28 protein-coding genes are annotated in these 26,435 nt (G+C 41.2%); 1 reads left to right on the plus strand and 27 read right to left on the minus strand.

Annotated elements, in window-relative coordinates; genetic code table 11:
* Nucleotides 1–357 precede the first annotated feature (357 nt).
* On the plus strand, nt 358–1,659 hold the full coding sequence (locus ASU35_RS00005) for an IS110 family RNA-guided transposase (RefSeq protein ID WP_058351075.1): 1,302 nt from the start codon (nt 358–360) through the stop codon (nt 1,657–1,659).
* A gap of 110 nt (nt 1,660–1,769) precedes the next feature.
* On the opposite strand, the gene ASU35_RS00010 is transcribed toward ASU35_RS00005, so the two are convergent.
* The 27 genes from ASU35_RS00010 to ASU35_RS00140 form a co-directional block, all read right to left on the minus strand.
* Nucleotides 1,770–2,246: a hypothetical protein gene (locus ASU35_RS00010; protein ID WP_058351076.1), complete on the minus strand. Its 477-nt coding sequence runs from the start codon at nt 2,244–2,246 to the stop codon at nt 1,770–1,772.
* Nucleotides 2,247–2,296: 50 nt separating this feature from the next.
* A complete protein-coding gene (locus ASU35_RS00015) occupies nt 2,297–3,070 on the minus strand; it encodes a Uma2 family endonuclease (RefSeq protein ID WP_058351077.1) in 774 nt (257 codons plus the stop codon).
* A gap of 214 nt (nt 3,071–3,284) precedes the next feature.
* A complete protein-coding gene (locus tag ASU35_RS00020; protein ID WP_058351078.1) occupies nt 3,285–4,160 on the minus strand; it encodes an ABC transporter ATP-binding protein in 876 nt (291 codons plus the stop codon).
* Nucleotides 4,161–4,196: 36 nt separating this feature from the next.
* Nucleotides 4,197–4,868 (minus strand): hypothetical protein, encoded by a 672-nt coding sequence (locus tag ASU35_RS00025; protein ID WP_058351079.1) that lies wholly within the window; start codon nt 4,866–4,868, stop codon nt 4,197–4,199.
* The gene (locus tag ASU35_RS00030; RefSeq protein ID WP_058351080.1) at nt 4,865–5,917 is read right to left on the minus strand and encodes an ABC transporter permease subunit; all 1,053 of its coding nucleotides are present in this window, start codon (nt 5,915–5,917) and stop codon (nt 4,865–4,867) included. Before ASU35_RS00030 ends, ASU35_RS00025 begins: the two co-directional genes overlap by 4 nt.
* A gap of 339 nt (nt 5,918–6,256) precedes the next feature.
* A complete protein-coding gene (locus ASU35_RS00035) occupies nt 6,257–7,468 on the minus strand; it encodes an aspartate kinase (RefSeq protein WP_058351081.1) in 1,212 nt (403 codons plus the stop codon).
* A complete protein-coding gene (locus ASU35_RS00040) occupies nt 7,455–8,669 on the minus strand; it encodes a cofactor-independent phosphoglycerate mutase (RefSeq protein WP_058351082.1) in 1,215 nt (404 codons plus the stop codon). The genes ASU35_RS00035 and ASU35_RS00040 overlap by 14 nt, the downstream gene beginning before the upstream one ends.
* Nucleotides 8,670–8,717: 48 nt before the next feature.
* Nucleotides 8,718–9,920 (minus strand): homoserine dehydrogenase, encoded by a 1,203-nt coding sequence (locus ASU35_RS00045; protein ID WP_058351083.1) that lies wholly within the window; start codon nt 9,918–9,920, stop codon nt 8,718–8,720.
* Between the two features lie 14 nt (nt 9,921–9,934).
* Nucleotides 9,935–10,369 (minus strand): ACT domain-containing protein, encoded by a 435-nt coding sequence (locus ASU35_RS00050; protein ID WP_058351084.1) that lies wholly within the window; start codon nt 10,367–10,369, stop codon nt 9,935–9,937.
* A 29-nt stretch (nt 10,370–10,398) separates the two neighbouring features.
* A complete protein-coding gene (gene asd / locus ASU35_RS00055) occupies nt 10,399–11,487 on the minus strand; it encodes an aspartate-semialdehyde dehydrogenase (protein ID WP_058351085.1) in 1,089 nt (362 codons plus the stop codon).
* A 159-nt stretch (nt 11,488–11,646) separates the two neighbouring features.
* On the minus strand, nt 11,647–12,108 hold the full coding sequence (locus tag ASU35_RS00060) for a hypothetical protein (RefSeq protein ID WP_058351086.1): 462 nt from the start codon (nt 12,106–12,108) through the stop codon (nt 11,647–11,649).
* Complete coding sequence (dusB, locus tag ASU35_RS00065; protein ID WP_242861163.1) at nt 12,081–13,079, minus strand: tRNA dihydrouridine synthase DusB; 999 nt, start codon at nt 13,077–13,079, stop codon at nt 12,081–12,083. The genes ASU35_RS00060 and dusB overlap by 28 nt, the downstream gene beginning before the upstream one ends.
* Nucleotide 13,080: 1 nt before the next feature.
* On the minus strand, nt 13,081–13,419 hold the full coding sequence (locus tag ASU35_RS00070; RefSeq protein WP_058351212.1) for a DUF6145 family protein: 339 nt from the start codon (nt 13,417–13,419) through the stop codon (nt 13,081–13,083).
* Entirely contained in the window at nt 13,412–14,386 is a 975-nt protein-coding gene (locus ASU35_RS00075; RefSeq protein WP_058351088.1) for a biotin--[acetyl-CoA-carboxylase] ligase, read from the minus strand. Before ASU35_RS00075 ends, ASU35_RS00070 begins: the two co-directional genes overlap by 8 nt.
* Nucleotides 14,387–14,401: 15 nt before the next feature.
* Nucleotides 14,402–15,766: a citrate/2-methylcitrate synthase gene (locus tag ASU35_RS00080; protein WP_058351213.1), complete on the minus strand. Its 1,365-nt coding sequence runs from the start codon at nt 15,764–15,766 to the stop codon at nt 14,402–14,404.
* Nucleotides 15,767–15,825: 59 nt separating this feature from the next.
* Nucleotides 15,826–16,995 (minus strand): patatin-like phospholipase family protein, encoded by a 1,170-nt coding sequence (locus ASU35_RS00085; RefSeq protein ID WP_058351089.1) that lies wholly within the window; start codon nt 16,993–16,995, stop codon nt 15,826–15,828.
* Nucleotides 16,996–17,070: 75 nt separating this feature from the next.
* Complete coding sequence (gene csrA, locus ASU35_RS00090; protein ID WP_058351090.1) at nt 17,071–17,292, minus strand: carbon storage regulator CsrA; 222 nt, start codon at nt 17,290–17,292, stop codon at nt 17,071–17,073.
* Between the two features lies 1 nt (nt 17,293).
* Nucleotides 17,294–17,755, minus strand: coding sequence for a flagellar assembly protein FliW (gene fliW / locus ASU35_RS00095; protein WP_058351091.1), 462 nt, complete (start codon nt 17,753–17,755; stop codon nt 17,294–17,296).
* A gap of 81 nt (nt 17,756–17,836) precedes the next feature.
* Nucleotides 17,837–19,300 (minus strand): flagellar hook-associated protein FlgL, encoded by a 1,464-nt coding sequence (gene flgL / locus ASU35_RS00100; RefSeq protein WP_058351092.1) that lies wholly within the window; start codon nt 19,298–19,300, stop codon nt 17,837–17,839.
* Nucleotides 19,301–19,314: 14 nt separating this feature from the next.
* A complete protein-coding gene (gene flgK / locus ASU35_RS00105) occupies nt 19,315–21,135 on the minus strand; it encodes a flagellar hook-associated protein FlgK (protein WP_058351093.1) in 1,821 nt (606 codons plus the stop codon).
* A gap of 18 nt (nt 21,136–21,153) precedes the next feature.
* The gene (gene flgK / locus ASU35_RS00110) at nt 21,154–23,286 is read right to left on the minus strand and encodes a flagellar hook-associated protein FlgK (RefSeq protein ID WP_058351094.1); all 2,133 of its coding nucleotides are present in this window, start codon (nt 23,284–23,286) and stop codon (nt 21,154–21,156) included.
* Nucleotides 23,287–23,298: 12 nt separating this feature from the next.
* Entirely contained in the window at nt 23,299–23,811 is a 513-nt protein-coding gene (locus ASU35_RS00115) for a flagellar protein FlgN (protein ID WP_058351095.1), read from the minus strand.
* Nucleotides 23,812–23,829: 18 nt separating this feature from the next.
* Nucleotides 23,830–24,108 carry a flagellar biosynthesis anti-sigma factor FlgM gene (gene flgM, locus ASU35_RS00120; protein WP_058351096.1) on the minus strand — a complete coding sequence of 93 codons (279 nt, stop codon included), beginning with the start codon at nt 24,106–24,108 and terminating at the stop codon, nt 23,830–23,832.
* Between the two features lie 100 nt (nt 24,109–24,208).
* Nucleotides 24,209–24,676, minus strand: coding sequence for a hypothetical protein (locus ASU35_RS00125; protein ID WP_058351097.1), 468 nt, complete (start codon nt 24,674–24,676; stop codon nt 24,209–24,211).
* Nucleotides 24,677–24,691: 15 nt separating this feature from the next.
* Nucleotides 24,692–25,351 carry an ATP-binding cassette domain-containing protein gene (locus tag ASU35_RS00130; protein ID WP_058351098.1) on the minus strand — a complete coding sequence of 220 codons (660 nt, stop codon included), beginning with the start codon at nt 25,349–25,351 and terminating at the stop codon, nt 24,692–24,694.
* 11 nt (nt 25,352–25,362) lie between these two features.
* A complete protein-coding gene (locus tag ASU35_RS00135) occupies nt 25,363–25,734 on the minus strand; it encodes a GntR family transcriptional regulator (protein ID WP_058351099.1) in 372 nt (123 codons plus the stop codon).
* Nucleotides 25,691–26,434 (minus strand): hypothetical protein, encoded by a 744-nt coding sequence (locus tag ASU35_RS00140; RefSeq protein WP_058351100.1) that lies wholly within the window; start codon nt 26,432–26,434, stop codon nt 25,691–25,693. The genes ASU35_RS00135 and ASU35_RS00140 overlap by 44 nt, the downstream gene beginning before the upstream one ends.
* Nucleotide 26,435: the final 1 nt, after the last annotated feature.

Here is a 26,435-nt window from a genome sequence, read left to right on the forward strand (position 1 = left end):
ATAAATGGTAAGGACATCTAAGAGGAACTCCCCTCATCCCGATTCCCATCTATACAGTCGATAGTTACATTTCAATATAGGTAGATCCTGTGGTATGATATCAGGTAGAGTCTGATGTCCGAAGGCACTGCTGTTTCTCCTTTCAGCCGGCTTAGTCCGAGACTGCTTCAATAGCATTCAGCCTAGCACATACGGCACATTCCGCTGACACAGAATTTTCATCCCCAGCCGTTAGCCCCAGCAAGAAAGGCTGACTGGGTGCATGCTCATTGCGCGAGGTTTCGGTCACCGTATGCAGCACAGGATAAACCTTTTGCTTCAGGCTTCACAAATCCCCATCGGAATGGAGGTGATATCATGTTAAAGATCAACTATTTGTCCACCTTGTTTGTAGGTATTGATGTAAGCTCAAAGACCAATGCTGTCTATGCGATGGACTTTGAGGAAAACAAATACATCTCATCGTCGTTTGGCAATAATCAGCCGGGTGCCGATAAGCTTGTAAATATGATTGCTGAGTGTATGCAGAAGCATAAAAACCTGGATACGATTCTTATCGTGCTGGAATCTACTTCTGTATACAGCGTGCATATTTCAAACTTCCTGTCGACCAGCGAGGTTCTCATGCCCTACAAGCCTTACGTCTTTTGCGTAAACCCAAAAGCCACTTCGAATTACCGAAAGTCCTATATCGGAATGGAAAAGACCGATCCCGCAGATGCATATCTCATCGCTGACTTTGGCAGGGTAGGCCGTACGAAAAAACTGGAGCCATGGCGCGGCGGGCAGTTTATAGCCCTTAAACGCCTTACAAGGCACCGTATGCACCTTTCTGAGTGCATCACCAGGGAGAAGACTTATATGGTCTCTAATCTTTATCTGAAGTTCAGTGAACTTCAGCTCCTTGAAGGTGATGACAAGCCCTTTGGCAGTCTCTATGGTGCCACGTCCTCAGCTGTCCTGACGGAATTTTTGTCTCCACAGGAGATTATCGATATGCCGGAAGAGAATCTGCTTACCTTTCTTGCCCAAAAGAGCAGGAACCGCATCTCTGACATATCCAAAACTTCTGAACTTCTGCGGAAGGCAGCCAGGGATTCCTACCGGTTAGACAAGTGCATGTACGAACCACTGAACATATCACTGGCAAGCTCGTTTAACTGCATCCATGCCTATCAGAAAGAAATCAAGCTGATAGAACAGGCGATTGAGAAATGCATCAACGGAATGAACCCTAACGCCCTGATCATCCTTCAATCCATACCTGGAATAGGTCCGGTATGGGCATCTGGGATTCTATCAGAAATAGGCGATATAACAGCGTTTCATTCATCCGATGCCCTTGCCAAATACGCCGGGCTTTACTGGCCTAAGGGTGATTCCGGAGATTTCACTTCTGAGGACAACGTTATGTCGAAAGCCGGAAATCCCTATCTTCGCTATTATCTTGGCGAAGCGGCAAACAGCGTCAGGAAGCACATCCCTGAATATGCTGATTTCTATGCCAGAAAATATGCTGAGGTAACCAAACATCAGCACAAAAGAGCACTCGCGCTTACATCTCGTAAATTAGTACGACTCGTTTTTGGATTGCTGGTCAAAAACCAACTGTACACCGGCGAAAAGCTGGACACCGAACATAATATCGAGTCGAACTGACATTCGGTTTTGCATGAAACATACCGAAGGTCTGTTAAAGTTACCCTTTTTTCTGAAAAACATATCAAAATCTTTTTCAAAAAGTTCTTGACATATCACCAGAATGCTTTTTATGCCACATAATCTATATTCTGCCCTGCCAAAAAGCTTCCTTCGATACTTTTCCGTGCCTGATCATAGGGATTATCCGAATAGGTTGCCATCGTTGTCCTTGTCGTACCACCAGCTACATAGGCTCTGCCGCACTCAGGACAGACCGCCATCTGAAGAGATACCGTTGCTGAAATAAGCTCCTTATTCGCCTTATTTCCTTCATTAACTGCATTAGCCACATGCTCCTTTTCATGAGCCATAACTACTGCATCCGAGGCTTCCGGTGAAATATGTCCCGGCGTCTTAAAGGAAACGTTTCCTTCATTGGAGCCGTCTACATACTTACGGTTTTTACAGGTCTGACATTCTCCCTTTTTTTCAGATTTTTCAACTGCATCTGTGCCTTCTGTCTTTCCAATTGGACTAATCGGATTTACATTATACTGTGGATATAGTCCGGTTACCTGACCCCTCATATTAATTCCTGCTATCATAAAGATACCTCCTTTCCTTTTTATGCATTTTGTCAGTATAATTATGCACGCTATTTCTCATACAAAAACCGAATATATTCATATATCTCCCGAAAATTTATCTCACATTTTTTCTCCCAGATGTGGACAGGCACTCTGCTGTCAAAACCATAAATTGCTGGATATTCTTCATGCTCAAAATCATATACAATTACTATCTTTTTATCCGGATCAATCAACCAGTATTCACGAACTCCTGCACTCATATATTTATTCAGCTTAATAATGGAATCTCTTTTTTTTGTGGTCGGAGAGAGAACCTCAATAATAAAATCCGGAGCTCCATAAATACAATGCTCCATAACCTTATTACGATCGCATACAACAGCGATATCTGGCTGTACCATTGTTTTTTCATCACAGTCAAGTTGGACATCTATCGGAGAAATCATAGGTACGCAGCTATTCCGGCAAGTGCTTACATATCCCAGCAGCTTACCATAAATAAGACCACAGAGCAGTTGATGAATGGAACTCGGTGAAGACATATTATAAATAACACCATCAATCAACTCCATGTGCACGTCCTCTGGCAGCTGATAATAATCCTCCAGAGTATATTCCCCCTGTTTTTTTTCCGGACAGCCAAAGGCTTCTTCGCCAATCTGTCTGTCCCCTTTTCCCAAAATCTGCTCCAAAGCATACAAGGTATCATATCGAGGAGAAGCGGTCACTCCACTAAAAACCTTTTGAACAGTTCCCAGCGGAACCCCTGACAGTTCAGAAATCTGATCATAGCTGTATCCCAGCTCCTTTTTCCGTTTTTTCATCTCATCAATCGTCATAACTCCATCCTCCTTAACCTTATTATATCCAAAATATTTCCAAGTTTCAACCGTTATCACTCAATAAGCCCAAATAAAAACATCCCACGGATAAAATCTCTATCCTGTAGGATGCCTCTATTTGTATACACTTATTTTCCAGAAATATAGTTCTACATATTGTTTATACAATATCTCATTAGAATCAGATCCACTATCAACTATAGCTACTGCATTACCTTTCATATTTATTCAGTATAATATATGCATCTTCCAGAGTGGTTTCTCTTGATGTGCATCGAATGGATGGCTGGTTAATCGAAACAAACTGCACCCGAATTCCCTCTTGTGTATGTATCTTATTAACAATCTGATAATCCGCGGCAATTATTTCTACTTCATCTTTATCCTTTACAGTAGTTTCATATGCCATTCCTTGAGTACTTTGTAATAAGCCTTGTATTGTTCCAAAATAATCTACTTTCCCTTTTGTTAATATGCAAAGTGTGTTGCTAGTAGCTGCTAAATCTTCGACAACGTGTGTAGAAAATAAAACACTGCAATTTTCCCCCAACTCACTCAACATATTACGAATTTTTATTCTTTCTTCTGGATCTAATCCTGAAGTTGGTTCATCGATAATTAAAATTTTAGGATTATTCAACATTGCCTGCGCCAATCCGACCCTTCGTTTCATCCCACCTGATAACTGTTTATTCTTTTTATTGTAATGCTCTACTAAATTGGTTTTCTCAAGCACTAATTCAATTCGCTCTTTTATATGAGTTTTTGGAATACCAGAACTCCTCCCCAGATACTCTAGGGTTTCTTTTACTGTCAGTTCTGGATAAGGTTCTAACTCTTGAGGTAAATATCCTATTAATCTTCTAATATCATCATAATTCTCTCGTTTTAATTGAATACCACATATCTCAATGTTGCCCTCAGTTGGAATTAGTAATGTAGAGATAATTCTCATCAAAGTTGTCTTTCCGGCTCCATTGTGCCCTAGCAATCCGCATACACCGTTACCAATTTCCATACTCACATTATCTAATGCTTTATAACCATTTTTATATATTTTAGATACTTGATTAATCAGAATCGACATTTTATATTTCTCCTTTACTTATTCTCATTCATATAATTACACCTTAACCCTTTTTTCCAGCCACTTTTGTTCAATCGCAGCTAGAATTATTACAAGAATTAACATAACCATTTTCCCGATGAACCATAATTTTGCGTTAGGATCTGGATTACCATCTAGTTCACGCTTTCCAAATAAAAACATATTGATCGGTACTGGCAAACTCCTCCCCCATTTGGAAATCAATGAAACCCATATAAATATGCTTATCCCAATACCAGCCCACCTATTTGAGAAAAGATTTGAAAATAACATAGACAGAAAACCAAATATTAAGCTATTCATTAAAACAATAAGTATCGAAATAAAGAAGTAGTAAATAATAGAATCCTCCTGGTTAATCACTGGGTTGTGAATTAAAAAGAATACACCATAAAATAACATACTAGCACACACTAACATTAGTAAATTCATGAATATTCTCATCAGTAAAATATACCTTTTTATTCGATATGATTTTAACATAAATATTTCTATATTTCGTCCCGGATATTCCATTAATAAAATATCAGAGAAAAACACAATGGGAAGTAAACCAAAATATCCATCCAGTAATGACGTAATATCTGATATCTGGTGTACCAAGGGCAATAAGCATAGAAAAAACATATAACAGAGTGTACTAATCCATTTATATCTAGGTACAGATAGTTTAAATAAAATTCTCAAAGCGTTGTTCTCCTTTTCCATAATTGAATCGCTGCAATTAAAATAATAAATGATACAAGTAACAATAAGATCCCGTTATAATACATCTCTTTTTTCACTACTGTTTTAAAAAGATCACCCGGAAAACGGGTTAATAATGACAACGGTCTTACAACATAAATAAATGAACCATCTGACGCTCTGCTTCCAGTGTTGGAATATAAAACTTGTAAAAATAATATAGGTATAGCAGGTACTGGCGTTTTAAAAATTAATGAGCTTAAGCAACTAAAAGAAGATATGTATATAATAGTTGGTATACAAAACATGACAAATCTCCAAAATAAACATAATATATTATAGTCCACATGAAGATTATTAGCTGTTCGCATTGAACAAATAGTTAATCCTATAAGTACAACTATGCATGCTAAAATAATTGCAGCAACTTGCCCAAATACTTTTGACAGAATATAGTTACTTGCTTTAAAGGATTTTGTATGTAGTAATTCATAGGTATCTTTTCGTAACTCATTTCTAAAAAGAAAAACAGATATAAGTATTGTAATCATAGCAAGATACAAGTTCATGAAATCAGTGAATTTATTGGATATTTTCTCACTAAATATTCCCTGTGAAAGATACTCTGAAAGTAACTCGTTTACTTCTTTCATTGTTCCCTTTTTTTCACTGTATTTCCATTCAAACTCCACAGATATATTTGTCATTCCTTTATCTTTTTCAAAATATTCATAGATTTCTCGAAAATCTAATGAATTTTCTTCAATATGAGAGCGCATCTCTTCCACATCTTCCTGAGAATATCCCATCTCTCTAAGATCTTTATAAATACTCTCTAATTTTTCGGAATATGTTGTAGGGATTCTGCCAGCAACTATTCCCTCAGAATCCACTTGATATATTTTCTCAAGTTCATTTTCATTCTCAACATAATGAAGATTTATATATTTAGCACAATTAAAGTATGTTATCAAAGCAACTATAATAATTCCTATATAAAAAAATATATTTTTATAATAAGACTTTATCTGGTTTTTAAGAATAAACATTCTAACTCTCCTTATCTTTCTCGCACTATTAATCTTAAATATTGTCTGCTGATTAAGCAGTTATTATTTATATCGGATTATACATTATTTTCCATTATCTGTAAAGTAAAATTTAGGTATTTCTTCCATTGACATCCTATTTTTAAGTGATGGAGAAATCAAAAAAATGCTAAGCCATAGGTTTTAATCCTTGGCTTAGCACCATATTTTAATGCTCAACTCCCAAAGTTAGGAATTATACACGAATTTTGTTATATAACCAACAGAGATTTGAAAATAGTATATGTCATTTTTTATTGTACAACATCATAAATACATCTGCTGCTGATAAACCAAAGCTTACTTTCCCAATGCAAAAGCATCATGGACTGCATTCATTGCCACATCAGCATACTTCTCATCAATCAGCACAGTAACACGGATTTCCGAGGTACAAATCTGCTTAATATTTACATTAGCATCATAGAGAGCCTCAAACATCTTAGCTGCCACACCCGGATTAGACATCATACCTGCACCAACCACAGAAACCTTAGCTACATTTTTCTCTACCTCAACACGACTGCATTTTAAGCTTCCCTGACGGTGGCGTTCGATAATTGCTGCTGCCTCGTCAGCAGCATCCTCATCTACCGTAAAGCTGATATCCTTTGTGCCGTCACGACCTACAGACTGTAAAATAATATCTACATTTATATTATGGTTTGCCAGATGGTTAAACAGCTTAAACGCAACTCCCGGTCTGTCCTCCAGCTCAATTACTGCGATACGGGCCGCATTCTTATCACACGCTACGCCGCTTACAAACATCTCTTCCATTTTTACTACCTCCTTAACAACGGTTCCTTCTGAATTATTTAAGCTGGAGCGAACTACCAGCTCTACTCCGTATTTCTTTGCCATCTCTACCGAACGATTGTGAAGCACACCAGCTCCTAAAGAAGCTAGCTCCAGCATCTCATCATAGGTAATTTCTTCAATCTTGCGGGCCTCCCTTACAATTCTTGGGTCCGCTGTATATACGCCATCCACATCAGTGAAAATCTCACACCGGTCCGCTCTCAAAGCTGCTGCCAGAGCGACAGCTGTCGTATCAGAGCCGCCTCGTCCCAGAGTAGTGTAGTCATCGTATTTGTTGATGCCCTGGAAGCCGGTTACAATAACAATCTTCTTGTTGGAAAGCTCATGCTTGATTCTGTCGGTATCAATACGCTTCAACCGGGCATTTCCATATACCGGTGTCGTATTCATAGATACCTGGAAGGCATTTAAAGAAATTGCCGGTACTCCTAGTGCATCCATGGCAATTGCCATCAGGGCAACTGAGGTCTGCTCTCCTGTTGTCATCAGCATATCCAATTCACGCTTTGGTGCATTTAGATTCATCTCTCTTGCCTGGTTCAGCAAAATATCTGTCGTCTTTCCCATCGCAGACAGAACCACAACCACCTGATGTCCTGCCTTATAATCCTCGATACATCTTCTCGCTACATTAAAAATCCGGTCTTTATCACCTACCGATGTACCGCCAAATTTCTTAACTATTAACATGGCTTCCTCCTAACAGTTTATTTATCAACAAATAACCATCCTTTTCCACAATTCCGGTCATAGCTGCCTCTTTTTCATTATAGGTACCGGCTGCCTTTCTCTCCATTGTACTATCATACAAGAGATACGGTACCGGCTGGGCCGTGTGGGTTCGCAGCCTTATCGGCGTTGGGTGGTCTGGCAATAAAAGCAGCCGAAAAGGCTCTTGTGCCCTTTTAAGCTCCTCTACCACCGTTTTTACAACCTCTCGATCCAGATACTCAATTGCCTGGATTTTTCGCTCTATGCTTCCCTGATGGCTCATCTCATCTGGAGCTTCTACATGAATATAGGCAAAGTCATAGTTATCCTTTAAAAGAGCGTCTACCGCTGCCTTCGCCTTTCCCTTGTAATTCGTATGAAGCGTTCCGTTGGCACCCTCTACCAGAATATTTTTCATGCCTGCTCCAGCTCCGATTCCCTTTAAGAGATCAACAGCGGAAATCATAACACCTTTCCTTCCGGTCTTTTCTTCAAAGCTATCCAGAATTGGTTTCGTACCTGCACCCCAGAACCAGATAGAATTTGCTTTATTCAGGCCCTTTTTTTCTCTTTCTATATTTAATGGATGCTGATTTAAAATATCATAGCTTTTTTTCATCATCTCCCGCAGCTTCCTGTTTTCTGGAAGATACTCTGCTATTACATTTCCCAGAATATCATGAGGCGGTGTCAGTGGAACAACACTTCCCTTATCCCAGAGGGTAAGATGCCGGTAGCTGGTTCCGGTATAAAAATGATAAACATCATTTTCCAGCTCTTTTTTTACAGCATCTATAAGAATCACCGCATCCTCGGTAGAAATCTCACTGGAGCTGTGATCCAGTATCTTTTTTTCTTCATAGGCACCTTCCTCTGATAAAGTAACCAGATTACACCGCAGCGCAACATCACTTTCCTTCATCGGAACTCCAATGCTCAAGGCCTCTAAAGGAGATCTCCCGGTATAATAAAGCTTTGGATTATAGCCTAAAACGGCCAGATTTGCCGTATCACTTCCCGGGCTCATGCCCTCGGGAATCGTATGTGCCATGCCAAGCTCAGATTTTCCTGCCAGTCTGTCCATCATCGGTGTAACCGCTGCTTCCAGCGGGGTTTTGCCGCCAAGAGTCTCTAGAGGCTCATCAGCCATACCGTCACCTAATATTACGATATATTTCATTATCTCACATCCATTTCACACACAATCTGTCTATACTTCCCTTACAAGCTAAAAATCCATACGGAGCATGCTCCGTACCTCTAATTCCTTTGCCTTTTCTTCGTATTCCCGTTCCGTCATCACCGGTGTAATAAAACCAAAATCACCCAGGATACCTGCATCAATTTCCTGCACCCTTCCAAACAGCTCTCTTGCCTTATCCTCCTGTGCAACAGGTACACGGACAAAAAATCGTCTGGAAGCATCTTTATAATCTGCCAGCTCCAGCTTTTCACTGCTCCAGATTGTCATAATGTTGGTTCCCAGATGCTTTACAGCATCCACCACATCCGATACAACAGCACTGGCAGTCGGGTATTTTCCGGCTCCGGCTCCATAGAACATAACGTCTCCTAAAAGATTACCTCTAACGAAAATTCCATTAAAAACGTCATTTACACTAAATAATGGATTATCACTATTTATCAGCACAGGAGAAATCATGGCATATACCTTGTGTCCTACCTTTTTACCTGTTCCCAGAAGCTTAATGGCAGCTCCCATTTCCTTTGCATAGCTGATATCCACATCTGTAATCCTTGTAATACCCTCCGTATAGATGTCCTCATGGTCCACCTGCATACCATAGGCTAAGGAGGTCAGAATTGCAATCTTTCTACAGGCATCAAAGCCCTCTACATCTGCCTCAGGATTTCGTTCTGCATATCCCTTTTCCTGAGCTTCCTTTAATGCAGTGGCAAAGCTTACCCCCTCCTTTGCCATTTTTGTCAGAATGTAGTTTGTCGTACCATTTAAAATACCTGTAATCTCCTGAATCTCATCTGCAGTCAGAGACTGATTTAGCGGACGGATAATAGGAATACCACCGCCTACACTTGCTTCAAAGAGAAAATTCACCTTCTTTTCCTTGGCAATTGCTAAAAGCTCGGCACCATGCTTTGCTACCAGCTCCTTATTCGAGGTACATACACTCTTTCCACGCTCTAAGGCCTCTTTTACGAACTCATAGGCTGGATTTATGCCACCCATAGTCTCTACCACAACAGAAATTTCCGGGTCCTCTGCAATAACGCGGTAATCGTGGACTACCTTTTCCTGCACCGGGTCCCCCGGGAAGTCTCTCAAATCTAATATATATTTTACTTCGATTTCTCTTCCGGCACGCTGGGTAATCTTTTCGTGGTTCTTTCCCAACACCTCGACCACTCCGGAACCCACAGTGCCATAGCCTAATACTGCAATTTTTATCATAGCCTTACTCCTCGTTATTCTCTGGCAATTATTTTCAAAGACAGTACACCATCTATTTTTTCGATTGCATTTACCATCTCCATTACATCTATGGTCTCCGGCTGAATTTCCAGGTTCAGCGTTACCGGAGCAATTCCATTGATTGGAATACTCTGATTTATCGTTAGGACGTTAGCATGACACCTGGCCACCTCATTGAGCACCAGGGAAAGTCCTCCTGGCTCATCATTAATCTGAAGCATAAAGGTAATTGTTTTTCCTCTTGCCTGATCATGAAATGGCATAATGTCACCCTTATATTTATAATAAGAGCTCCGGCTGATCCCCAGAAGCTCCGTTGCCTCCTGCACCGTCATAGCCTTACCTGATTCCAGCAAACGATCCACCTCTGCAACCTTAATCAATACATCAGGCACTGCCTTTCTCTTTACGATATAGTATTCCTTCATTTTTATCCTCACTCTCAATCTGACTTTTATTACGCCTTTTTCTCAATATAGCCCTGTGCCTTTAAAAGCTCTGCACAAAGAATCGCTCCTCCTGCAGCTCCTCTTACTGTATTGTGGGACAGACCTACAAATTTATAATCATATACCAAATCTTCTCTTAAACGTCCCATAGAAATTCCCATTCCATGCTCAAAATCCTTATCCAGCTGTACCTGTGGACGATTATCCTCTTCCAGATACTGAATAAACTGCTTTGGTGCAGATGGAAGGTTCAATGTCTGTGGCAATCCCTTAAAGCTCCTCCAGCGTTCTATAATTTCTTCTTTTGCCGGCTTCTTATCAAAGGATACAAAAACTGCTGCTGTATGACCATCTAATACCGGCACCCGGATACACTGGGTTGTAATCTTTAATCCTTCTGCCTTCACAATCTGACCATTCTCCATCTTACCCCAGAGCTTTAATGGCTCCTGTTCGCTCTTTTCCTCCTCACCGCTGATGAAAGGTATAATATTCCCCTCCATCTCCGGCCAGTCCTGAAAGGTCTTACCTGCACCGGAAATCGCTTGATAGGTCGTTGCTACAACAACCTTTGGCTTAAATTCCATAAGTGCTGTCAGAGCCGGTGCATAGCTTTGGATAGAACAGTTCGGCTTTACTGCTACAAAGCCCCTTTTCGTACCAAGACGCTTTTTCTGGAATTCAATAATCTCAAAATGCTCCGGATTAATTTCCGGCACTACCATTGGAACGTCTTTTGTCCAGCGGTGTGCACTATTATTAGAAACAACCGGCGTTTCTGTTTTTGCATAGGCTTCTTCAATTGCCTTGATTTCCTCTTTGGACATATCTACCGCACTGAACACAAAATCTACCTGGGAGGCGACCTCTTCTACCTCATTTACATTATGTACAACCAGGCTCTTTACTGCTTCAGGCATCGGCTTTGGCATCTTCCAGCGACTGCCCACAGCTTCTTCATATGTCTTCCCTGCACTTCTTTCGCTTGCAGCCACCAATGTTACTTCAAACCATGGGTGATTCTCCAATAAAGAAATAAATCTCTGGCCTACCATACCAGTTCCTCCAAGAATTCCAACTTTTAATTTTTCACTCAAATTCAAAACCTCCTGTCTTTATGTGGCACACAAATGTCCGACTACTGAATATACTACTATTTTTCTTTTTAAAATACAACAGAAAAATACGTCAAAACATCATTTTTGTTTAATATGGATATTATTTTATCTTTTCATCGCGGTCATTTGTCTATTTTCCTAAAGCTCTCTGTGTCCTATAAAGTGCATTTTACCCTTTCTGTCTGGCTCCTCTCCAATCTGAGAATCGTCAAAATCCAAAGCTCTCTTCATTTCCATCGTAAGCTGAGCAGCACAGTTAGCACAAAACCTTCCCGACTTTATTTCCTTCCTGCATCGCTCGCAATGAATAAAAACCGCAGAATCATTTGGTATTTCCAAACGCCCAGCTCTTAAAAAGCCCTCTATGATTTCAGGCTTGATATCAAGGGCTTCTGCTACCTCTATAATGGTAGCACCCTTATGCTCATAAACATAATCCCGCACCCGGTCAAAATCTCTTTTATCCTCCTCCCGGCAGCGTGGACAGATGATATGACCAGAGCCATTATACTGAAACATCATTCCACATCGCATACAATTTCGCATATTCCTTGGTTTTTCCTGCTTTCCTATCAGTTTCTCATTTTCTTTTCTGTCCATCCACTAACCTCCTGTCTGTATTCTTCTAAAAGTACAAATAGCTCCTCCATCGTATCAGCCTCATTTACTCTGCGGCGAAGAGCAGCTGACTCCGGATATCCAGCAGTATACCAGGCAACATGTTTTCGCATTTCCCTGACTCCCAGGTATTCTCCCTTAAACTGCAGCTGTAATTTACTATGCCTCTTAATCATAAAAAGCAGCTCATCAATTCCCGGCTTTTCTGGCTTAATGCCCGTCTCCAGATACGTCTTAATCTGGGAAAACAGCCATGGATTACCTCTTACACCCCGTGCTAGCATAATACCATCACAGCCGGTTTCCAAAAGCATCCTTTTAGCATCCTCCGGAGTAAATACATCTCCACTTCCGATAACAGGAATCCCAACTGCCTCCTTCACCCTCCGGATGCAGTCCCAGTCTGCCTTTCCACTATAATATTGTTCTCTTGTTCTTCCATGTACTGCAACTGCTGCCGCTCCACAATCCTCCATCCGTTTGGCAAATTCTACAGCAGTATCCTCATCCTTTTCAAAGCCTTTCCGGAACTTTACCGTAACAGGCTTATCTATCCTTCGCACTACCTCTGTCACGACTTCACCAGCTAATTTAGGATTTTTCATAAGAGCCGATCCCTCACCATTTCCCGTTACCTTTGGTACAGGGCAGCCCATGTTAATATCCAGAATATCAAAGGGACGCTCCTCTTCACATAACCGCAGAGCCATTGCTCCCATAATCTCCGGTTCTGAGCCAAACAGCTGTAATGTCACCGGCCGCTCCTTTTCCTCTATCGTAATCAGGCTTTCTGTATTTTTATTATTATAATATATGCCCTTGGCACTTACCATTTCCGTATAAATCAAATCGGCACCCTGTTCCTTGCATAAAAGCCGAAAAGGCAGGTCCGTCACCCCTGCCATAGGCCCCAGCACCAGATTTCCTTTGATATCTACCGACCCTATTTTCATTCTATTCTCCATCCTTCACTGTCTGTCCCAGGAAAAATACGCGATAATACAACTCCAGTGCCTCTAAAAGTTCTTCTTTTTCCCGTTGAATTTCCTTAATTTTTAAGACGCTGCCAATTTCATCATAAAGGAGGTCACCCTCATCCGTTTCTGTTAAAAGCATAAGCTTTCCCTCTTCATCAAACTCCAGCGTAAGGATTCCGCCAACATCTGCAGTGAAAAGCACACACATAAGCTTTAATTCTTCTTTAATACCTTCCGGCAGCCCAGAAAACTCTTCATTGAAATAATATTTTTCCTCATATGCACTGGACGCACACAATACCTTTTTTTCAGACATATCCATAAACTCCTCTTACCGATACTTCACCAGATAAAATGGTTTCTATTCCACTTTCTGTTTCTACCAAAAGTCCGCCCTGAGCATTTACTCCTCGGGCAATTCCGCTAAGACTTTCATCTCCTTTTATTACCTGTACCTGGCTGCCCCGGTTAACCAGGCGGCTGTTATAGTCCGAAAGCAGCCTCTCAAGACTTTCTTCGGCAAGAAATTCCTGATAACAGCTTTCGAATTCTTTAAGCACTACAGCTGCCAGCTCTGCCCGGTTATATTCTCTGCCACCTTCTATAAAAAGAGAGGTTGCATAGGGAAGCTCTTCAGGGAATTCCTTTATATTGGCATTGATACCAATTCCAACTACTGCATAGTGGATAAAATCCATCTCTGAGCTCATTTCTGTCAGTATTCCACAAATTTTCTTTCCGCCAATCACAAGGTCATTCGGCCATTTTATCTGTGCCGAAAGTCCTGCTACCTTTTCTATTGCCCGGCTTACCGCCAGAGCTGCCACCAGCGTAAGACTTGACGCATTTTCCGGCCTTAGCTGCGGCCGCAGAAGAAAGGACATCCAGATGCCAGAGCCCTTGGGAGAACTCCAGGCTCTTCCCCTTCTTCCTTTTCCCTGTCGCTGGAACTCTGCCACTGCCAGAGTCCCTTCTAAAGCTCCGGCCTCTGCCTGCCGTTTTATTTCTATATTTGTAGAATCAATTTCTTCTTTATATATAATATTTTTTCCAAAGAGACTATTCTCCAGACGGCTTCCCAGCTCCGCTTCCGTCAGCCGGTCCGGTACTTCTAGAAGCCGGTAACCCCGGTTAGAGGCCGACTCAATCTGATAGCCTTCTTCACGAAGCTGCTTCATCACCTTCCAGATAGCAGTCCGTGATACCTCCAGCTTTTCACAGATATCCTGTCCGGACAAATATCCATCTGCTTCCTTTAAAAGTGTTAGTACCTTTTTTTTCATCATAATTATCCTTTATCATCTTTCCTCTAACGGAATATATTCCTGGTGCTTTGCAACGGATTTATAAGCCGGACGGATAATTTTCCCTTCATTAATCAGTTCTTCTAGACGGTGGGCACTCCAGCCTGCAATTCTCGCAATCGCAAAAATCGGTGTGTACAGCTCATAAGGAAGTCCCAGCATACTATATACAAAACCGCTGTAAAAATCGACATTGGCACTTACTCCCTTATAAATCTGTCTTTCCTGTGCAATAATCTGAGGTGCCAGTCTCTCTACCATAGAATACAGAGCAAATTCCCTTTCTTTTCCCTTTTCCACCGAAAGCCGTTCTACAAAGCCACGGAGAACCCTGGCTCTTGGATCGGAAATAGAATATACCGCATGGCCCATACCATAAATCAGTCCCTTTTTATCAAAGGCCCTTTTATTTAAAATATCCTCCAGATATTGTACTACCTCTGCCTCATTTGTCCAGTCTTTTATCTTTTCTTTCATATCTTCAAACATATGCATTACCTTAATATTGGCTCCGCCATGCTTTGGCCCCTTCAATGAACCCAAAGCAGCCGCAATGGCAGAATAGGTATCAGTTCCAGAGGATGTTACTACATGTGTTGTAAACGTTGAATTGTTACCGCCGCCATGCTCTGCATGAAGCACCAAAGCAAGGTCCAGTATTTTTGCCTCCAACTCACTATACTGGCTGTCCGGCCGCAAGAGATGCAATATATTTTCTGCCGTAGACAATCCAGCTGCAGGGGTATGAATAAACAGACTATTGCCGTCATGATAGTGACTATAGGCCTGATAGCCATATACAGACAGCATCGGGAACAGAGCAATCAGCTGCAGGCACTGGCGAAGTACATTTTCAACAGAAGTGTCGTCTGCCTTGCTGTCATAGGAATAGAGAGTCAGCACACTTCTCGCCAGCGTATTCATCATATCACGACTTGGCGCCTTCATAATAATATCCCGCACAAAGCCGGTCGGCAATTCTTCCCGGTACTTGGAAAGCAATGACATAAATTCAGAAAGCTCCTCCTGCTTCGGCAGTTTGCCAAACAAAAGCAGGTACACCGTTTCCTCAAAGCCAAAGTGTCTTTCATCAATAAAGCCCTTTACAATTTCTTCTACATCCACACCCCGGTAATAAAGCTTACCTTCAATCGGAATCATATCCCTGTCGATTACCGTATAGGAGCGGATTTCCGAAACCTCAGTAAGTCCGGTCAGCACACCCTGTCCACTAATATCCCGAAGCCCTCTCTTCACCTCATACTTACTGTAAAGCTGTGCAGGAATCTTAAAATTGTCCTTACACATAGATGATAAATCAAAAATTTCCGGCTCCATAGTCGCAAAATCTCTCGTCATATACTTCCTTCTCCCTTCTTCCTTATTTTTCATTCTCTCTCATAATTGTAAATTAAGCCTTAGTATACCATAACTTTCATGCCTTGTGAAGTTTCCAGTGACTCATTTTTCAAAATCTTTTTTCTGACCTCGCACAAAAGCTCTTCCTCTGTATATACACAAAAACGCGAAATTCTAAGGAGCCTTGCCATCCGTTCCAGCCACAGAAGGTACAGCTGCTTATAGGTAAATTCCCTGCCAAGCCGGAAACGTGCTGCCATCTGCGGCAAAATCTGCTCTACTACAATCCGTATAAACAGTTCAGGCTCACTATCCTCCAAATGATACTCGGAGAGTACCTGCTCTGGATTTTCACTGCACACAGAAAGCAACTGATTTAAATACCAGCACTCTTCTCTATCACTGTCAATATAATAGTATTCACCTGCCAATCCACATAAAAACCGCAGCCCATCATAATACCCAATTTTCATATTGCGACGGCTTTTTTTACTGTCGAATTCCAGCAAATTTCCCAAATCAGCCCGAGGTGCAATTTCCAGTATATTTACATCCTCTGGAATATGAATCCGCTTTTCCCTTCCTATTCCGAAAATGCGGATTACAATAATATCCTTGTAGCCGTGTTTTACAAGCACATCCGTCGGTACATTATTCATCATACCGCCGTCCAGATAGGTTTTCCCAAGAATCTTTTCTATCCGGAAGGCTGGAAAGTATGCACTGGCAAGCAGATAATCCTTAATCGTCCCCTCCGGCAGCTCCGATGCTTTAAATTCCTCTTCCCGAAGCCGCCCTGCGTCTACAACACCCAGATAAAATTCAATCGCTGAATTTCGTATCTTTTCTTCCTCAATCTCAGATACCATTAGCTCTTGCAGCGGTGTTACATCGAAGCCCCTGTTTTTTATAATCTCCAGTGCTCTTAAAGAAGCCTCCCTAAGACTCAGCTTCTTTAGATCTCTCCGCATTAGTGTTGCCATAATCTCATCATCTACATCCATAACTCTGGAATAGGTGATATTTTCCCATATTCTTTCTGCCTTTTCTAAGTCTCCCATACATATCAATGCCCCATTTAAGGCACCTACCGATACTCCGGAAATTCCCTTTATTTTCACTCCGTATTCTCTAAATGCCTTCCATACTCCAATCTGATATGCTCCTTTGGCTCCTCCTCCCTCTAAAACAATCCCATACTCCCTTGACAAATCAATTGCCGGCTTCATAGCCCCTCCTTTTACTTCAATGCAATACGGAGTCCGATTCAACACGCATTGAACCGGGCTCCGTATCATTTAATCCTATTTTAATAATTTCCTAAATATCTCCGGATTACTTTCTGCATTTGCAGCCTCCTTATTTGACTCCTGAATCTGCGTATACAGCTCCTTTCGATATACTGGCACCGATTTTGGAGCGTTGATTCCGATTTTCACCTGTTCGCCCTTTACCTCCAAAATAGTAATTTCAATATCGTTGCCAACAACGATAGACTCATTTAATTTTCTCGACAAGGCCAGCATATTATTCCTCCCTCTTTTTCATTTTCTGGATGGCGTCATAAATGTTGTACTTGATTTCATAATCACTGTTTTCCACAATCAGCTGACATCCCTTTTTTGTGTCTGCATTAATAATAAATGGCGCCTTTAAATTGGCTGTCATTTTTTCTGCCTCCGCTGTCGCTGTCACAGAAAGAAGGATTACTAAATTTTCTTCTGTTAATTCACCAAGAGAAGCTAATAGCTCATCCTCTACCGTCGGATTATAATCCGGCTTTACCAAAAGAGGGTTAATTACGGGAATAGCTAGTCCTTCCTCATCCAAGGACTGTAGCCAGGAGATTACCGGAGTATTTTCCTCTGCATTATCATACAGAATCGTAAATTTCTTACAAGCCTCGAAGCCCATAATTCCATTATCAAAGGTTAGAATTTTATCCTCTTCTAAATCAATCTCCCCAAAGCATCTTGTTTTAATTAACATATCTGCCTCTCCTTTCTATACTCCTTTGTGTTATTTTACTTCATTTTTCTGATGAAAGCAAGTCTATCCAGCCCTTTCCTTTTACAGGAAATCCAACAGTGTATTTTTTACAATCGTAGCTGCACAGGCTAAGGACGCATTATATGCTGTACCTGCATTTTTGTAATTTATAATCGCAGTCTCCATATCTACATAATCATTATTGGTCAACATTTCTTTAAAATCTGTTTTCTGATTGGAAAGACGATCCTCTGTAAGCTGCAGACGCAGATAGCGGCTTCCGTGATTGGAAAGTGCGATGTTTACCTGTTCTTCTGCCTTCTGGGTCATAGTAAGACCGGAGGCAAAGGCATTTTGTAATACTTTCTTCTTCAGTGTCTGCTCTGTGGAAAGCTGCTCCTTTAGCTGCTTTAATGTCTCAAGCTTTGTTGCATCCTTTTCCGTTTCTATTAGCTTATTTACCTCTGTCAGTTCCTTATCCATATCAAAAACCTGATTCACATTTTTAATCAGTTCATCAATCTTTGAACTAATATAGGTAGGAATCGCATCCTTTCCTAAGGTATTTACTGTCAGCATCTGGCTGAAATTAACCTCGTACTGAATTTTCTGAATCTCCGGCGGTGCGTACTGAACTGTTGTACCTGTCACATTATTCTTAGCAGTGCATTTAAAGTAATGCTCCGGACGTACATCCCCTTTTTCAAAATTGGTTTTTTCATAGCTCACCTGGATGGAATCTGTTTTCTGAGCCTCCTTATAAAGATTTTCTCCCAGAATCAGCTCTCCTGTTTCTTTTACATAAATGATTTCGTCAGCTCCTGCTGTATAGCATGCTCCAGCTGGTTCAGAAAGGCTTTTTGGTACAATCTTATTTGAAACATCTACCCCGCCAATAAAAACCTTTGGTTTCTCAGTATCTGTATTCTGATAGGTCAGCTTAATCTTTTGTGCCATTTCTAAGGTTGGTGCCTGCTTTGCATAGTCATCTGCATTCTTTGCAGCATCGTATCTGGCTCCGCCCTTTACATAAGAGGTTGCCTCAATGTCAGCAAAGGCAAAGGTCTCATCAATCGTATAGGTATACTGCTTCTCTTCCCTGGAAAACAGCATCGGAACATCAGTTTTATAGCCGGTAAATACATAACGGCCCGCATAATCTGAATTATTCATATCTGCAATATGCTCCTTATACTGCTGCAAGGTTTCGATAATACTGTTTCTGTCATAGGTCTCCAGAGTACCGTTAGCTCCCTGGTCACAGTAGGTATTCATCTTTGTCAGAATCTCGTTGACATTTTTCATAGCACTTTCCGTAACATCCATCCAGGAAAAGGCATCCGGAATATTCTTGTCCACATACTGGGTAAGCTCTGTAAGCTGGGTTCTGTATTTTAAGGAACGTACAGCGACTACCGGATCTTCAGAAGGCCTTTGTATCTTCTGCCCCGTTTCATACTGGTTTGCTGCCGTAAACATATTTCTTTTATTTCTGCCGATGTTATTCAGTGTATTACTTGTCATCATACGATTTGTAACTCTCATGGCTGCCTCCTTACCTAAATACCAGTTTCGTTAATCAGCTTATTATAAATTTCATTCATAACGGAAATTACCTTTGAATTCAAATCATAGGCATTTTTAAACTTTACCAAATCCATAGTCTCTTCGTCAACATCTACACCGGAAACAGACATTCTCTGGCTTTCAATTGCCTTTACAATATTGTCCTGGCTTTCGCTCAGATTCTTAGCTGCCTTGGCATCAATACCCATAACGCCCACCAGTGTCTGTAAAAAGGAATCCGGCCGTCCCTGCTTAAACATAGTTACATCTGTTTTTAAAGCAATCAGCTTATTTAATACTCCTGCATCCTCAATACCATTGCTGACTCTGTCCTCTGCACAGGCAATTTTCTTCGGATCAGCTAAAATTTCTCCACTGACCTTAAAATTACCGATATTCATATGGTAATAGCTGTTTTGTACAGAGGAGTCAATTTTCTGCGGATAAACTAAATTTCCATTCCCATCCCTTACTGGTGCAAATTTCATATCCTCACCAGTGGTTGGATTTTTTGCAGTAAAGAAATCCAGTTCATTTTTATTTCCATAAAAATCCTGTCCGGTCTTGTGAATATCATTGAAGGCTGTTGCAAAGGTACGGACAAACTCATTGAACTGTCCCATATAATATGGAATACCCTTGTACTCAATACTCTCACCAATCCTGGCAGCCGTATCCTTAATCTCCTCTGCCAAAGTTTCCTTTAAGGTAAAGGTATAGGTTACTGTTCCATCTGCAACCTTCTCTGCTGTGAATTTCTCATATACATATTCCCTGGCACCGACCTTTATCCTTCCATTGGCATCAGGAATATTTAAAAGATTAAAATCTGTGATGTTGGAATTTGTTATGGTCAGGGTATTCGTTCCTGCCGTTCCTTTGGCAGTTCCTGTAAAATTCTGCTTATTATTTCCATCCCTCACCTCAAGGAGTGCCTTCAGGGTGCCGGAAAGTGATGTGCTGTTAGCATCAAAATTCTGTCCATTGTTCCACTTAATATAATACAGCCCGTCCATATCATTTTTATTGACACCTGCTTCCTGCGGAATAACCTTCAGGGTATTATATTCATAGGTATCTACCAGAGTTTTTCCATCTAAACGCACGATATACTGGTTTACACCGATACCATCTCCAGCACTTTGTTCCGTCACGGTAACATTCGCAATTTCAGAAAGCTTGTCAACCAAAAGTGCTCTGGCATCTCTTAAGTCATTTGCCTTGCCTCCTCTTACCTCAATCGTATTAATCTGCTTGGTAAGATTGGTAATCTCCTTTGCCAGAGAATTGATTTTATCTACTGCATTTTTAATTTCAAAATTGCATTCATCCTGAAGCTTTTGTAGTCCGGTGTATAAAAAATTCATATATTCTGCAAAGGTCTGTCCAAATTCTGCTACCTGGGTACGCATATTGGTGTCTCCCGGACTGGTAGCCAGTCCTGTCATCGCAGTAAATATTTTATCAAATACAGCGGTTGTACCGTCAGACTTAATTTCACTTAAATAATTCTCAATATTGGAAAGATAATACTGCTTCGTGCTGTAATTTCCATATACTGCATTATTATTCCAGTACTTCACATCATAATACTGATCTCTCACCTGCACAACACCATTTACATCAACACCAGTACCTGCCATACCATAGCTTCCTACTATGGAAATCGCAGCAGAAGCACTCCGAAGTGTCTGTTGACGGGAATATCCCTGTGTTTGTGCATTTGCAGAGTTATGGGCAGCTGTATTAATCGCTGCCTGATAGCTATATAAGCCAGACTTTCCTATTGTCAGTCCAAAGAATGTATTTGGCATACTTTGTGTCCTTTCTGCTTAGCCTAACCGCTCAATCACATGTGCCAGCATTTCATTAATTACATTAATGTATCTGGAAGAAGCGTTATAGGCATGCTGATATTTAATCAGGTTTGTAAGCTCATCATCGGAGGATACTCCCGCAACCTCCTGTCGCTTGTTATCCAGTGTACTCACCATGTCCTTCTGGTTCTCCGAAATCTCATAGTACAGCTCTCCGCGGTAAGCAATTCCCGCGGTCATAGCTGCATAATAATCAGCGAAATTATAGGTTGTCAGGGAATTCGGATCCAGCTTCAAGCCCTTATCATCCCAAATTCCCAAAAGCTCATTTGCCCTTTCCGTATCATATCCGCCATAAAAGCCGGAATAGATATTGTAGCTTAATGGTATTTTGGAAGAATCCTGCAGGATTTCCGGATTAATTTCAATCTCATCAATGGTAAACAGGCTATAATTGTTGGATTCGTATTCCTTATTGTAGATATAGACCTTAATTGGATTGTTCTTCTCGTCTAAAATAGGCTTTCCATCCTTATCCTTTAATTCAGCCTCTATATATCGTTCGGTACTCTTACGATTAAAAATTGCTTCACCAATGGTTTTTCCATCATCCATACCGGTAGAGCTCTTAATCTCATCCAGCATAAGCATATCCTCTGCCTCAAGGTCTGCCAGGGAATATATCGTTCCATCTGCCAGCTCAATCGTTGCTGTCGCAGGATCCACTGTCTTATTGCCATTCGTTTTTGTTTCCACAAGTTTTTTTATCGTATCTTTTGTGGCCTCCGTATTCGGACAAAGAATATCATTAATCCTGGTTACTACCTCATGCACCAGCTGGTCAAACTGTGCCTGGGTCATCATCAGAGTAGAAGAATTCACAGTTTTGTTATATTCCGCTATCGCTGCCCTAAAGTCCTCCTCTCCCTTTGGAGGAAGCCATTGACCCTTCTCGTCCTTATAGTCAGCCTCCACCGGGATATCTGTGTATTTGGCATCGAAAGCTCCTCTGGCTACGATAAGTCCCTTCAGAGAGCCTATATCCGTATTGTTTCTGCTGCTATAATCGCCCGTCAGCCGGAACACATCTCCCAGACCGTTGCCCTTCCAGATAACCTTTAACAGGTCAGACTGCTTTGGAAGAACCTCTACCACCTTATCATCAGCAATTAATGGAATATCATTTCTTTCCACATACAGCTTATCTTGTGCATCTGCCTTAGCTGAAAGATTCCCATATCTTCTTAATTCTTTCCATTCATCCGATGCCCTTACTGCTGCAAGCTTTGCTGTCGTATCGCCTGCTGTATCCGTATACTTCTTCTGCAATGCCTCTGCCAGTTGATTTATCCTATCTGCCTTTTCCTGCTCGCCGTCGGTCACCATCCGCTCCGTAGCCATATAGGTAAGCTGGTCATCTACCAGGAACTGTACACCCTCGACATTGATTGTTACCACACCCGTGCCATCCTCCCTGTAGGTACAGTTAACCAAGCCTCCCAGCTCGTCCAGCAGAAGATTGCGAGAATCCCGTAAATCATTGGCCTGCTGACCACTGCTTTCGTACTGGCGGATTGCTTTGTTTAAATCCCGGATTTCCTCGCCAATTTTATTAATCCGGTTTACTTTTTCCTGAATCTGAGAATTTAAATTTTTCTGGTATTCCTCCATCTGCTTACTGATTACGGAAGCACGATTGATAAATTCCTGTGCCATAGATACCAGAATTCCTCTTTTCACAATACTATCCGGCTGCTTTGCCAGATTAGCGAGAGAAGACCAAAGCTCCGACAAATTGTTTTTAAAGGCTACACCCTCCAACTCTCCGAAAAGATTTTCTATCTCCTTCACAGAGTCATGCTGTGCCTCATAAAACCCCTGCCGTCCTACCTCTAACCGATAGGCCTTATCCATAAAGACATCCCGGACCTGGCGGATAATGCTCATATCGGTACCGAGACCAACCTGCATGGCCGAATTATAAGATTGTCCAATTGTATTATACGTAAAATCCTTTGTTAATACCTGCTGTCTGGTAAAGCCTTTGGTATCTACATTCGCTATATTATGTGCTGTGACATTTAGAGAATGCTGGTTTACCCTAAGTCCGGACACACCGGTATACATACTTGTCATTAAATTACCCATTGTAACACCTGCCTACTGTTTTGTATCAAACCTCCGGGTCTGCTCTATCTGCATTTCTATACCCGAAGCATCCTTGTTATAATTATTCCCTGGCGACATCCGTGTACTCTGGATAAAATTCATATTGAATTCTATCATCTCAAGGGATTGTTCTATTAAAGACTGGTTCTGATGATTGATCTCTGTCAACCGATGAACTGTTTTCTGAAGTTTATCATGAATAATACTTAGCTGCTTCTGCTCCTTTGGCTGTTTTTCCAGAAGCTGTATCAGATTTTTCAATGTTAAAGTTCCAGGATTGCGATTAATTACGGTTCCTATATTAATAATAACCTCTTGCCTTTTTGTTTCCAGAGCAGAAATCTCCTGTACCATCTCCTGCTCTGTCTTTGTAATCTCCTGCAAGGCTTCGAGGTCATTATTAATAATTACCTTTGTTTTCTTTTCATTGATAGGAATCAGGCCTTCGTAAATTTCATTTTCCTGGTTTAGGGTTGCTATTAATTCTTCTATTAAGCTTGCCAACCTTCTACCCGCCTTTTTCTATATAATCGTGTTAAAGTAACTGTTTACAATCTTGTCTGCAAACTCCTCTGCAGATACATCATAGGTTCCAGAAGCTAACTGCTCCTTAATCTTATTTACCTTGTCCTCCCTGACATCCGGTGCAGCCTTAACTGCCTGCTTCAATACCTGTAAGTCCTTTCCTGCCTGAGAAATCTCAAACACATCTGTAGAGCTTACCTTACCCTTAGCCGCTGTCGGCTTCGTCTTAGTTGCCTGATACATCTGGGTAATCTGGTTATAGGCGTCAACTCTCATTTTTTCCACCACCTTATCTGGTATTATTTCTTTTCTATGTCATATATATCGGTATTCCCGGAAAAAACTTTAGAGTGAATGTAAAAGTTTTCTTACTTTGTTATTTTCTCCAGTTCCAGATATAGGAAAGGCCAAAAAACCACACAATTCCCATAACAGACAAGGGATGCAGGACTACAAATATCGTCCATTTTCCCCGGAGCAGTGCCGTCAGAAGCTGACAAGCCACAAATACCACTCCTGTCCGCAGACAGAATTTGTCCAGATACTCCCTCCTTACCCTGTAAATATCCTTCCATGTCACCGGCATTTCTTCCAGAACAGCATATATTTTTCTTACTTTCCCATTTTCCTTAATATACATATAGGGCTGAAGATACATAATAAGAGCCATACCAATAATGTAAATAACCATTAAATGTGTAATTCCGAGTTCTTTTGCCTCAAAAGGAAAGGTCATCATAATTACCATAGGTAAAACCAGAATCCACATTACCGCTGCTGCTATCGTAAAGGTCTCTGATTCTTTTTCCTTTAACATCGCATCAAATTTTCTAACACTTTCCATAGTCATCCCTCTTTTCTATACAGGTGTATTTTCTCCAAAGGAAACCATAATGCCCTGCTCTAAAATGCCAATATAATCCATCTTCTCCTCCAGCTCCTCCTGGATATGGGTCGCCATAAGTACAACTGCTTCTTCTGTTTTTAATATTTCACGGAGAAGTCGGAAAAATTCCCGCCGAAATACCGGATCCATGCCACCAGTTACCTCATCCAGAAGATAAAGCTTCGGATGGTAAGCCATCACAAAGGCCATTTGAAACTTAAGCCGCTCTCCCCGGGACATTTTTCCAAGTAGCTTTCCTGTCGAAAGCTCCATCTGCTTCATTACTCTGCAAAAGACCTCTTCCTCCCAGTTTTCATAAAATACAGAAAACAGTCTTGCATTTTCCATTGCTGTATATTCCTCAAAAAACTTCCGCTCATCTGCTATATGTCCAATTTTCCTCATCTGCCGTGTATGCACTGCTTCCTCTCCTCCGTGCAGCGGTTCTCCGTCCAGAAGGATTTCTCCCTGATATAATTTCTTTCCAGACAGCATATAGCGAAACAACGTCGTTTTCCCAGCTCCATTCCTTCCAGCAATTCCAGTCAGATATCCGGCCTCTGCCAAAAAGGAAATCTCCCGCAGGCAAAAATCCTTTTCTGTCCCACTAACTTTCTTCCATTCCAATTGCATAGTTCTCCCTCCTAGAGCTCCCACAGGGCTTCTGCCATATCCAGTGCATCCTCTTTTGTCATTCCTGCCTTTTTGCAGTCAGAAAGCACCTCCTGCATCCGTCTTTCTAATCCAATATACTGCTTTTCCTTCAAATATTCCTTATTATATTCACAAACATAAAAGCCCTTGCCCGGTACAGAACGAATTAGCTTCTCCTTTTCCAGCTCCTCATAGGCCCTTTTTGTCGTAATCACACTAACCTCCAGCTCCCCTGCCAGGGATCGGATAGAGGGCAGTGCCTGCCCAGCCGAAAGCTCCCCTGTCACAATGGCATTTTTCAGCTGATCAGCAATCTGTTCATAGATTGCCAGTGTTCCCTGGGTTCTGATTATTACCTTCATATTCCGACCATCCTCTCTGCCAGCCTTTGATTTCATAGTCTACCGTCTGTTCCATAACCGGCTCATAATATTTTTGTATCATTCGAAGAACAAGCAGAAGATAGCCTATGGCCATAATTACCAAAAGCCCCCATTCCCAGCTGCGAATCATCTCTTTTCCCTCTAATGCTGCAAATTCCATAATTCCAACAGTCAAAATGCCTCCTATCTGAATAATTACATTCCACACTTCATAGCTCCCCGGCAGATGATAGGTCTCTTCCACCAGGACGGATTTCTTTTTAACAGGCTGACAATACATATTAACTGCCAGAATATAAGCTGTCGCTACAAGTCCTATCAACAGCCCCAGTATTCTTTCCCTCTTTCCCGCTAACATCAATATAATATTTGTCACCCATAAACAGCTGATAGGAAATAAGGTCCGGATACCATATCCTGTTTTAAAGTATTTTATTCTTTCCTCTCTGGACAGTGGGCATAAAAATAAAGTTTTATTTCGTTCTCCCCCATACATCCGGGATAGCAAAAGGCCCAGAAGCATTGGTATAAAACTTGCATAATAGACAAAAGAAATACGATAGAAAATCAACGGAAAGGTCAGTAAATAAAGGTAAAAAAAGTAACCATTTTTCCCTGCTTCCCGCTTCACACCTTCTTTGAAATGATACCGGTAATCCAGCAGCACCATTTTCCACATA

Source organism: Acetivibrio ethanolgignens (assembly GCF_001461035.1).
In the GTDB taxonomy this organism is placed as follows: domain Bacteria; phylum Bacillota; class Clostridia; order Lachnospirales; family Lachnospiraceae; genus Velocimicrobium; species Velocimicrobium ethanolgignens.